The following is a 10,199-nucleotide window of genomic DNA, read 5'->3' as shown; positions in this document are numbered from 1 at the left end:
ACCCGTCATGATCCCTCTTCTGACCGCGTTGCTGGCCGCAGTGCTGGGCGGCCTGCTCAGCCCGGCCCTGCGTCCGTTCCTCCAGGACGATTCCGAGCGGGTGGGGAGCCTCCTGCGTGTGCCTGTTGCGGTGCTTGCCGCGCTGGCCGGATTCGGTGCCGCGAGCGTCGCGGACAGTGCCGCGGAGCTGGTGGCCTTCGCGGCGGTCGGAGTCGGTTGCGCGCTGCTGGTGGTGATCGACCTGATGGTGCGTCGGCTGCCCGATGTCTTGGTGGCATGTACCGCTGTGGCACTGCTGGTGCCACTTGCGGTGGCGGCAGCTACCGCGGATGAATGGTCCACGTTCGGTCGGAGTCTGCTGGCGGCCGTCGTTCTCCTCGCCGGGTACTTCCTGCTGGCGCTGATCGCGCCGAGCGGGCTGGGTCTCGGTGACGTGAAGTTCGCTTTTCTGGTCGGCGGATTCCTGGGCTGGTTCGGGTGGTCCCACGTGGCGGCTGGCACGGTACTGGGATTCACGATCAATGGGGTCATCGCGCTGCTGGTTTTGGCCAGCCGGAATGGAGGCCGGGACACGCAGATTCCCTTCGGCCCGTCGATGGCCCTCGGCGCAGTCTGTGCCGTGGCGCTGCTGCCGTAACTCGAACGGGCAGAGAAACGTTCTTAGGGCACAGGCGAACGAGAATTCTTCACCGATGACAGCGTCTTCGGTCGTCTCCAGGCAGTGCTCGCGCGGTTTTCCGCCTCCGCGGAATTGTGTTTTCTGCATCGTCGTGCAAGGCAGAGAACCTGGTGATACTCCCTCGGTATTTTCTACTGATGAATTACGTAGTACTTACTCGGCCGGCTAAAAATGATATTTTCCACCATCACTGCACCTCAGGCCGCGCCTGGTTAATCTTGTGAGGCATGGCGATGAAACTGGGCTTGTGGATCTTCAGACTGCGCCGTAATCTCAGCGAAAAGTGACCCAGATCGCCCAGATCTACATGGGTGAAAAATCTGTTGGAACTTGTGCGAACGACTAGGTTCGATCGGCAAAAAGTGCATTCCATTCCGGGGGGAAAAATGAATAATACGACCAGCTCGGCTCGATCTGCGCCAGCAGTCCAGCGGCCCGATTTCAGTACACAGTTGAGAGTTGGGCTGAGCGCTCTGCTCGTCACTTTTGTTGTTATGGCGGTCGCTCTGTCGTTCTCGTCCGCTGCCTCTGCCGCCACCACTCCTGTAGGGCTTGGCACTGCCGGGTCCTATTCGGTGCTTGGTGGCCAGACCGTCACGAATACGGGCCCGAGCATCCTGAGCGGGGACCTGGGAGTCAGCCCGGGCAACGCCATCACGGGCTTCCCCCCGGGGCTGGTCGGCGGAACGACTCACGCGGGCGGTGCAGAGGCCCTTCAGGCTCAATCGGATCTCGTGACTGCCTATAACGACGTGGCCGGGCGCGCTCCGACTGCGAGCATCGCCGGTGATCTCGGCGGGCAGACCCTCGTTGATGGTGTCTACAATTCCACCGGGGCCATCGAACTCACCGGCACGCTGACGCTTGACGGCCAGGGGGATCCGAATTCGGTGTTCATCTTCCAGGTGGCGTCGAGCCTGATCACCGCAACGTCCAGCAATGTCTCACTGATCAACGGTGCACAAGCCTGCAACGTCTACTGGCAGGTCGGGAGCTCAGCGACCCTGGGAACCGGATCCACCTTCGTGGGTTCCATCTTGGCGCTCACCTCGATCAGCGCTACGACGGGCGCCACCGTGCAGGGCCGGGCCCTCGCTCGCAACGGCGCCGTGACCCTGGACACCAACACTTTCACCACCACCAGCTGCGCCGTGGAGTCGACGGGAGAACCGACCGAGACTCCAGTTCCTACCGAGGAGCCCACCGAGACGCCAGTCACGACGGAGACTCCAGTTCCTTCCGAGGAGCCCACGGAGACTTCGGTCCCGACGGAGGAGCCGACCGCGGTCCCAGTCCCCACGGACGAACCCATTGAGGTGCCGGTTCCTGCTGAGGAGCCGACCGAGGTTGCGGTCCCGACCGAGGAGCCCACTGATGTTCCAGCCGCGACGGACGAGCCGACTGAGGTTGCGGTCCCAACCGAGGAGCCCACCGATTCGGCCGCGCGGACGAACGCGGAGAGCCCGGAAGCTTCGGCATCACCTACGGAATCCGATGCCCCGAGTGGATCGGATTCCCCAACCGCATCTGACACAACGGACGATGCCGTGACGGAGGATGACACAACGGACGATGACGCGACAGAATCCGCTGCCCCGTCAGACTCAGACGACGCGACCAGTGAGGCAGACGCATCGGCGGCTGACACGGACGACGACTCAGCCGAGGCGGCATCCGATTCCTCGGATCTGCCCTCTACCGGCATCGGGACGCTGACCAGCGTGCTCGTCGGGCTGAGCGTGCTGCTCATCCTCGGCGGCGCCACACTGCTGATCATCAGGCGGCAGCGCTCGACCTCGAGCGACTAGTTCGATCCTGGGCCTGATCCAAGGTCCAGACAGCCGAAGGGCCCGAGCCTGACACCTGGTGGGTGCAATCACCAGGTGTCAGATCGGGCCCTTCGTCATGTCCTGGGCTGACGCGCCAGTCCCGCCTCAGGAGGAGGAGAACGCCGCATCGAACGCGGCATCCGAGGGTTCGAACGCATTGGCCCGCACGAACTCCAGGGCCTGGGGTGCTCCGATCAGCCGGTTCATCCCGGCGTCCTCCCACTCCACCGAGAGCGGACCGGTGTATCCGATCGCGTTGAGCATCCGGAAGGCGTCCTCCCAGGGCACATCGCCGCGGCCGGTGGAGATGAAGTCCCAGCCGCGCCGCGGATCAGCCCAGGCGAGATGCGAGGACAGCCGGCCATTGCGCCCGTTCAGCCGCTTCTTCGTGTCCTTGCAGTGCACGTGATAGATCCGGTCCTGGTAGTCCCAGAGGAACGCCACCGAATCGATGTCCTGCCAGACCATATGGGAGGGATCCCAGTTCAGGCCGAACGCCTGCCGGTGCCCGATCGCCTCCAGTGCGCGCTGGGTCGTCCAATAGTCATAGGCGATCTCCGAAGGATGCACCTCATGGGCGAAGCGGACCCCCACCTCGTCGAAGACGTCGAGGATCGGGTTCCACCGGTCAGCGAAGTCCTGGTAGCCGGCCTCGACCAGCTCCGCGGAGACCGGAGGGAACATCGCCACATACTTCCAGCTCGCGGACCCGGTGAAGCCGGTCACCGTGTTGACCCCCAGTCGGGCCGCGGCCCGCGCCGTGTACTTCATCTCCTCGGCCGCCCGCTGCCGCACCCCCTCGGGGTCGCCGTCGCCCCAGATGTGATCGGGCAGGATGTCGCGGTGCCGGGCGTCGATCGGGTCGTCGCAGACCGCCTGTCCACGGAGGTGATTGGCGATCGTGTAGACCTTCAGCCCGTTCTTCTCCAGGATGTCCAGGCGATCCTTCACGTAGGCATCGTCTTCTGCGGCCCGCCGTGGGTCCAGGTGATCACCCCAGCAGGCGATCTCCAGGCCGTCGTAGCCCCATTCACCCGCGAGCCGGGCGACCTCCTCGAAGGGCAGGTCCGCCCATTGTCCGGTGAACAGCGTGACTGGTCGTGCCATGGTCTTCATCTCCGTTCGTGATCGTGGATCTCGGTCCATTGATGCGCGGCCCCGCTGGAGCGCTCCACTGCCTCCAGCACCCGCTGCACGTGGAGGCCATCCTCGAATGAGGGCCGCGGATCCTTCCCGGCAGCGATCCCGCGCACCAGATCCACCACCTGGTGGGTGAATCCATGTTCGTAGCCCAACCCGTGGCCGGCCGGCCACCAGGCTTCGAGATAAGGGTGCTCCGGTTCGGTGGCCATAATCCGGGTGAACCCTGCGGTCCGCGCCGGTTGCGTCGCATCGTAGTAGTGCAGGACGTTCATGTCCTCGAAGTCGAAGCTGACCGCCCCGCGAGACCCGGAGACCTCGATGCGCAGCGCATTCTTCCGACCCCAGGCGAACCGGGAGGCCTCCAGGATCACCGGGGCGCCCGAGCTCAGCCGAGCGGTGACCAGGGCGGCGTCGTCCACCGTGACCGGGCCCGTCGCGGCCGTGCCAGACGCTTCGGCGGAGGCTCCCGGCCCGCCACGGAGACCACCGCTGCCACCGCCGATCCCACCTGCGGCGACGGCGGCCGCAGCGGCCACCGGGCGTTCCGCGACGATGGTGTCGAGCATCCCGGAGACCCCGGCGAAACGCTGACCGGTGAGGAAACAGGTCAGGTCCACGATGTGGGCGCCGATGTCGCCCAACGCCCCGGACCCCGCGCGGGCCTTGTCCAACCTCCAGGACAGCGGCGCGGTCTCATCGCCGAGCCAGTCCTGCAGATATTGGGCCCGCACCTGGCGCACCTCACCGATCCGGCCCTCAGCGATCAGCTCCTGGGCCAGCTTCAGCGCCGGCACCCGGCGGTAGGTGAAGCCGACCATCGCATGGATGCCCTGGGCTCGCGCTCGATGGGCGGCGTCGTTCATCCGCTGCGCCTCCGCCACCGAGTTGGCCATCGGCTTCTCCACCAGCACGTGCTTGCCGGCCTCCAGCGCCGCCGCGGCGATCTCCGCGTGGGTGTCACCCGGGGTGCAGATGTCGATCAGATCCACATCCTTGCGTTCGAGCACCCGCCGCCAGTCGGTGGCGGACTCGACCCAGCCCAGCCGCTGCGCAGCCTGCTTGCTCCGCTGTGCATCCCGGCCGACGAGCACCCGCATCTGCGGCTCCATCGGAAGGTCGAAGAACCGTGAGGCGGACCTCCAGGCCTGGGAGTGGACCCGGCCCATGAAGGCGTGCCCGATCATGGCCACGCCCAATCGTGGCTTCTCCAGTTCAGCCATGACTGCCGCTCAGGATTCGAAGGCGTAGGGCAGGTACTGGTCCACGTTCTCGGCGGTGACCACCGGTGCGTAGAGCTGGATCTCGCGAGGGACCTCGATCTGCACCAGGTCGCCCAGGGCCCGGCCCTGGGCGAGCAGCCGAGCCAGCCGGACGCCGTCGGCGGCCTGGGTGGCCGGGTAGATGACCGTGGCCTCCACCACGGAGTCCCCGGACTCGATCTCGCGCATCATGTTCGCGGAGCCTGCGCCGCCGACCATGAAGAACTCGTCGCGCCCGGCGTTCTCGATGGCGGCCAGGACTCCGACGCCCTGATCGTCGTCGTGGTTCCAGATCGCATCGATCTCCGGTGCGGCCTGGAGCAGGTTCGCGGTGGCGCTCTCGCCGCCGGCGACGGTGAAGTCCGCGGCGACCCGGTTGTCGACCTCGAGTCCGCAGTCACTGAGGGCCTGTTCGAACCCTTCGCTGCGGTCCTGGGTCAGCGGGAGCGAGTCGATGCCGGCGATCTCCGCGACCACCGCATCCTCCTGGTCGCCGAGCTGTTCACAGATGTACTCTCCGGCGGAGACGCCCATGCCGTAGTTGTCCCCGAGGATCGTGGTGCGCGCGGCGAAGGGACTGGAGAATTCGCGGTCGACGTTGACCACGGGGATCCCCGCCTCCATCGCTTCGGTGGCCACCTCGGTCAGTGCGGCGCCGTCGAAGGGCAGGACCACGATCGCGTCCACGCCGTCGTTGATGAACTGCTCGATCTGGCTGATCTGCTGATTGACGTCATCGGTGCCCTCGGAGACGCGCAGCTCGACGTCTTCGAACTCTTCCCCCTGGGACTGGGCGCCTTCGGTGATGGCGCCGATCCAGCCGTGTCCGGCGGCAGGGCCGGAGAACCCGATGACGACGTCTTCACCGGGCTCGGCGTTGTCGCCCGCAGGTTCAGCGGCGGCGGCCGCGGCGTCGTCGTCGCCGGACTCCGCCTCCACCGGGTCGTTGGAGAGGCAGCCGCTGACGAGCAGGGTGGCTGAGATGAGCGCAGCGGCCGAGAGGTACCGGCGTGGGGTGCGAGACATGATTCCTCCTGATGGAAGTTGATTCAGCTGTGCGAGTGGGTTGATTCAGGTGATGAGGTGCTCAGGTCACGTTCGACTGTGGCTGGAGAAGCGCTGCTGGAGCAGCACGGCACCGACGATGATCGCGCCGGTGACCAGCGCCTGTACGGACGAGTCGAGGTTGTTCTGCACGAAGACGTTGCGCAGCACCGCGAAGACCATGACTCCCAGGACGGTGCCGAAGATGGTGCCGCGGCCGCCTGCCAGCAGGGTGCCGCCGACGACGACGGCGGCGATGGCGTCCAGCTCATAGAGCAGGCCGTGGGTGGAGGAGCCCGAGGTGGTCCGGCTGAGCATCATCACCGCGGCGATGCCGGCGCAGAGCCCGGAGAGGGCGTAGACCATGACCAGGTGGCGCTTGACCTTGATGCCGGCCAGCCGGGCGGCCTCGGGGTTGCCGCCCACGGCGATGGTGCGGCGCCCGAAGGTGGTGCGGTTGAGCAGGAACCATCCAGCGGCGGCGACGATCAGGAACATCCAGACGATGATCGGGATGCCCAGCAGGTCTCCGCGGAAGGTGCTGGTGAAGCCCGGCACGGTGACGATCTGGGTCTGCCGTCCGGAGATCAGCTCGGCGAAGCCGCGGGCGGCGACGAGCATCGCCAGGGTCGCGATGAACGGGACCACCCGCCCGTAGGCGATGATCACGCCGTTGAGCAGTCCAGCCGCGGCGCCGACCGCCAGCGCGGTGAAGAACATCATCGACCAGTGGACGTCCATCGCGATGGCCTGGGTGCCCAGCGTGGTGGCCCAGACCGTGGCCAGTCCCATCACCGAGCCCACCGAGAGGTCGATGCCTCCGGAGGTGATCACGAAGGTCACGCCGATGCAGATCACCCCGATCACCGCGGCCTGCTGCAGGATCACCATGAGGTTCGCCACGCTGAGGAAGCGATCACCGCCGGTGACGACGCCCAGGACCACCAGTGCCGCCAGGGCGAGGATCAGGCCGAGGCTGTGTCCCAGGCTGAGGTTCGACCCGCCGACCGTCTTCGGTGCCTTCTCCTCGTCCGGGCTGAGGTCCCGGCTCGGGAGCTCCTCGCCGGCAGGAGTGTCCGCACCGGCGGGGACGCCTGTTTCTTTCGTCTCACTCATCCGTGAGCTCCTTCCATCACAAGATCAAGCACCTGGTGTTCGTCGATGTCCCTGGTCGCTCCGGTGTGGACGACCCTGCCGTCAGCGACGACGAGGACTCGATCGGCGAGTCCCAGGACCTCCTCGATCTCGCTCGAGACCATCAGCACTGCCGTGCCCTGCCGGCTCAGCTCCCTGACCAGTCCGTAGATCTCGGCCCGGGCCCCGACGTCGACGCCGCGGGTGGGCTCGTCGAGCAGCAGCACGTCGCACCCATGCACGAGCCAGCGCGCGAGCATCGCCTTCTGCTGGTTTCCGCCGGAGAGGGTGCGGATGCTGCGCTGGACGTCGGCGGGGGAGAGATGGAGCGCCTCGGCCTGTTCGCGGGCCGCGGTGCGTTCGGCGCGCTCGTTGAGCAGGCCGGATCGGGCGAAGCGGGCGAACGTGGAGAGGGTGATGTTGCGGTAGATCGGCTCGTCCAGGAGCAGGCCCTGACTCTTGCGCTCCTCCGGGGCGAGTCCCACCCCGTGGTTGACCGCATCGGCGATGGAGCCGCGGCGCAGCTTCTTGCCCTTGACCCGGACCTCGCCGGCGGTGGCGCGGCGGGCTCCGTAGATGGTTTCGAGGATCTCGGAGCGGCCCGCGCCCACCAGTCCGGCCAGTCCCACGACCTCACCGGGGCGGACGTCGAAGGAGACCGGCTCGAAGACTCCGTCGAGGCTGAGTCCGTCGACCTCGAGCAGCGGCTGATCGCTGGTGGCTCCGATCGCGGTGCCGCCGAAGTCGGAGATGACCTCGTGCCCGGTCATCAGCGCGATGAGCTCCCTGGTGGGGGTGTCCTCGACCTCGAGGCTGGTGGCCGCGGTGCGCCCGTCCTTGAGCACCGTGATCCGGTCTCCGATCCGGCGGATCTCCTCGAGGCGATGTGAGATGTAGACCACGGCCACGCCTTCGTCCCGGAGAGCTCGCACCACTCGGAACAGGTTCTCCACCTCTTCGGGATCAAGCACCGCGGAGGGTTCGTCCATGATGATCAGCTGCGCGTCATGTGAGAGTGCCCGGGCCATCGAGACGATCTGCTTCCCCGCTGCGGGCAGACGTCCGACCTCGCGCTGGGCGGGGATCTCGGGGTGACCGAGGCGCCGGAGCAGGTCGCGGGTGCGCTCCAGGGCGGTGGCCCGACGCAGCACGCCCCCCGAGCTGAGCTCGTGACCGAGGAACACGTTCTCGGCGACGCTGAGACCGTCGACGACGTCGAGCTCCTGATACATCGTGGCTATGCCCAGTCGCAGCGCGGCCATCGTGGTGGGGATGGTGACCCGTTCACCCTTCCAGAGGATCTCGCCCTCGGTGGGCTGATGGGCGCCGGAGAGCACCTTGATGAGGGTCGACTTCCCGGCGCCGTTCTGACCGAGCAGACAATGGACCTCACCGGCCCGGATGTCGAGATCGACGCCGTCGAGGGCCTTGGCGCCGGGGAAGTGCTTGATGATCCCTCGCATCCGGAGGAGCTCGGACCCACCATTTTGTGTGACCATGCTCACAAATTTAGGGGGCACTTCTGTCGGCTGTCAATCAAAAGTCAAACTAAATACGTAAAACTTTCGGACTCACTCTGACTGAACACCGGGTGGTTTACTTGAACCATGGCCTCCTTCTCCGTGATCGATGAGCAGAACAGCGTGGCGTTCGCGCCGGCGGGGAACACTCTTCCCAACAGCGCGGGAGCGTTGTTCCAGCTCCTGCGGGACGGGACGCCGCGGACGCGCTCAGACCTGACGGCGATGACCGGTTTCGCGCGATCCACGATCTCCGCGCGGGTGGAGGAGCTGCTGGATGCCTCGCTGATCCGCCCTGCGGGGGAGAACTCCTCCACCGGGGGCCGGCCGCCGAGCACCTTCGCCTTCAATCCCGACGCCCGGTCGGTGCTCGCCGTGGACCTCGGCGGAACCCACGCGCGGATCGCCGTGACGGACCTGGCGGCCCGGGTGCTGGCGGAGAAGGAGCAGGAGCTCGACATCACCCGGGGCCCGGTGGCGGTGCTCGACGCGGTGGGCGCGATCGCCATGGAGCTCCTCCAGGAGACGGGACGCAGCCCCGAGGACCTGCTCGGTGTCGGGGTGGGCGTACCGGGTCCGGTGGAGTTCGCCACCGGCCGGCCGATGAGCCCGCCGATCATGCCGGGCTGGGACCACTTCGACATTCCCGGACATCTGCGCCAGTGGTTCCCGGTGCCGATCATGGTGGACAACGATGTCAACGCCATGGCCCTGGGGGAGCACGCGGTGACCTACCCGGGTGTGGCCAACATGATGTTCGTCAAGGTCGCCACCGGCATCGGCTCCGGCATCATCAGCGATGGTCGGCTCCAGCACGGCGCCCAGGGAGCGGCAGGGGACCTCGGCCATATCGCGATCCCCGACGGCGACACGACACCCTGCACCTGCGGGAATGCGGGCTGCCTCGAAGCGGTCGCCTCCGGGCCGGCGATCGCCGCCCAGCTGCGCGAGCGCGGCTTCGACGTGCCGCACCATGCGGCGATGCTGGACCTGGTGCGCTCCGGTGACGTGGAGGCTCTGCGCACCGTGCGCCAGGCCGGGCGGCAGGTCGGATCGGTGCTGGCGGGCTGCGTGAACCTGCTCAACCCCTCGGTCATCGTGATCGGCGGGGTGGTCTCCACGGCGGGGGAACACTTCCTGGCCGGGATCCGCGAGGCGGTCTACTCCCGCTCGCTGCCGCTGGCCACCCAGCACCTGCGCATCGTGGTCACCCAGACCAGGGCGCGCGCCGGGGTGCTCGGAGCCTCCGCGCTGGTCACCGGCCACGGGCTCTCGGTCGAGAACGTGAACCGACTGGTCGGCTGAGGTCAGCGGTCAGTAGACCTTGTCCGGGGTCTCAGCGTCAGGCTGAGCCTCGCCGTTCTGCTGGGCCTTGCCGTTCTGCTGAGCCTTGCCGTCCCGCTGGGCCTTGGCGCTGCGCAGCGCCAGGACCAGGGCGGTGCCCACCATCAGCAGGGCCAGTCCCCAGCCGAGGGTCGCCGTGTAATCCGGTGCCTGTGGGATGGCGGAGAGCACGATGCCGATCGGGGCGAAGAACAAGAGTCCATTGATGACGTCTTTTTGGCGTGCCATGCGATCAACCCTACGGTGA

Annotated in this window: 9 protein-coding genes; 3 read left to right on the top strand and 6 right to left on the bottom strand. The window is 67.0% G+C overall.

Features of this window, described 5'->3' with window-relative positions; translation table 11 throughout:
* Nucleotides 1–7 precede the first annotated feature (7 nt).
* Together LTH96_RS10245 and LTH96_RS13095 are read left to right on the top strand one after the other, a co-directional pair.
* A complete protein-coding gene (locus LTH96_RS10245) occupies nucleotides 8–637 on the top strand; it encodes an A24 family peptidase (protein WP_241465639.1) in 630 nt (209 codons plus the stop codon).
* Between the two features lie 353 nt (nucleotides 638–990).
* On the top strand, nucleotides 991–2,487 hold the full coding sequence (locus LTH96_RS13095; RefSeq protein WP_370644430.1) for an ice-binding family protein: 1,497 nt from the start codon (nucleotides 991–993) through the stop codon (nucleotides 2,485–2,487).
* Between the two features lie 126 nt (nucleotides 2,488–2,613).
* Here LTH96_RS13095 and LTH96_RS10230 read toward each other — a convergent pair whose 3' ends face one another.
* The 5 genes from LTH96_RS10230 to LTH96_RS10210 form a co-directional block, all read right to left on the bottom strand.
* Complete coding sequence (locus LTH96_RS10230; RefSeq protein ID WP_241465638.1) at nucleotides 2,614–3,615, bottom strand: sugar phosphate isomerase/epimerase; 1,002 nt, start codon at nucleotides 3,613–3,615, stop codon at nucleotides 2,614–2,616.
* A 5-nt stretch (nucleotides 3,616–3,620) separates the two neighbouring features.
* Nucleotides 3,621–4,871 carry a Gfo/Idh/MocA family protein gene (locus LTH96_RS10225; protein ID WP_241465637.1) on the bottom strand — a complete coding sequence of 417 codons (1,251 nt, stop codon included), beginning with the start codon at nucleotides 4,869–4,871 and terminating at the stop codon, nucleotides 3,621–3,623.
* Between the two features lie 9 nt (nucleotides 4,872–4,880).
* Nucleotides 4,881–5,936: a substrate-binding domain-containing protein gene (locus LTH96_RS10220; protein ID WP_241465636.1), complete on the bottom strand. Its 1,056-nt coding sequence runs from the start codon at nucleotides 5,934–5,936 to the stop codon at nucleotides 4,881–4,883.
* Between the two features lie 66 nt (nucleotides 5,937–6,002).
* Nucleotides 6,003–7,070 carry an ABC transporter permease gene (locus LTH96_RS10215; protein ID WP_241465635.1) on the bottom strand — a complete coding sequence of 356 codons (1,068 nt, stop codon included), beginning with the start codon at nucleotides 7,068–7,070 and terminating at the stop codon, nucleotides 6,003–6,005.
* On the bottom strand, nucleotides 7,067–8,587 hold the full coding sequence (locus LTH96_RS10210; protein ID WP_241465634.1) for a sugar ABC transporter ATP-binding protein: 1,521 nt from the start codon (nucleotides 8,585–8,587) through the stop codon (nucleotides 7,067–7,069). Before LTH96_RS10210 ends, LTH96_RS10215 begins: the two co-directional genes overlap by 4 nt.
* Before the next feature lie 108 nt (nucleotides 8,588–8,695).
* Between LTH96_RS10210 and LTH96_RS10205 the strand changes: the two genes are divergently transcribed.
* Nucleotides 8,696–9,913: an ROK family protein gene (locus LTH96_RS10205; protein ID WP_241465633.1), complete on the top strand. Its 1,218-nt coding sequence runs from the start codon at nucleotides 8,696–8,698 to the stop codon at nucleotides 9,911–9,913.
* 9 nt (nucleotides 9,914–9,922) lie between these two features.
* Here the strand turns inward: LTH96_RS10205 and LTH96_RS10200 are convergent, their stop codons facing one another.
* A complete protein-coding gene (locus LTH96_RS10200; protein ID WP_241465632.1) occupies nucleotides 9,923–10,180 on the bottom strand; it encodes a hypothetical protein in 258 nt (85 codons plus the stop codon).
* Between the last annotated feature and the right edge of the window lie 19 nt (nucleotides 10,181–10,199).

Origin of the sequence: Nesterenkonia sp. LB17 (assembly GCF_022565915.1) — a bacterium.
GTDB lineage: Bacteria > Actinomycetota > Actinomycetes > Actinomycetales > Micrococcaceae > Nesterenkonia.
This window is presented reverse-complemented; position numbering and strand designations above follow the sequence as displayed.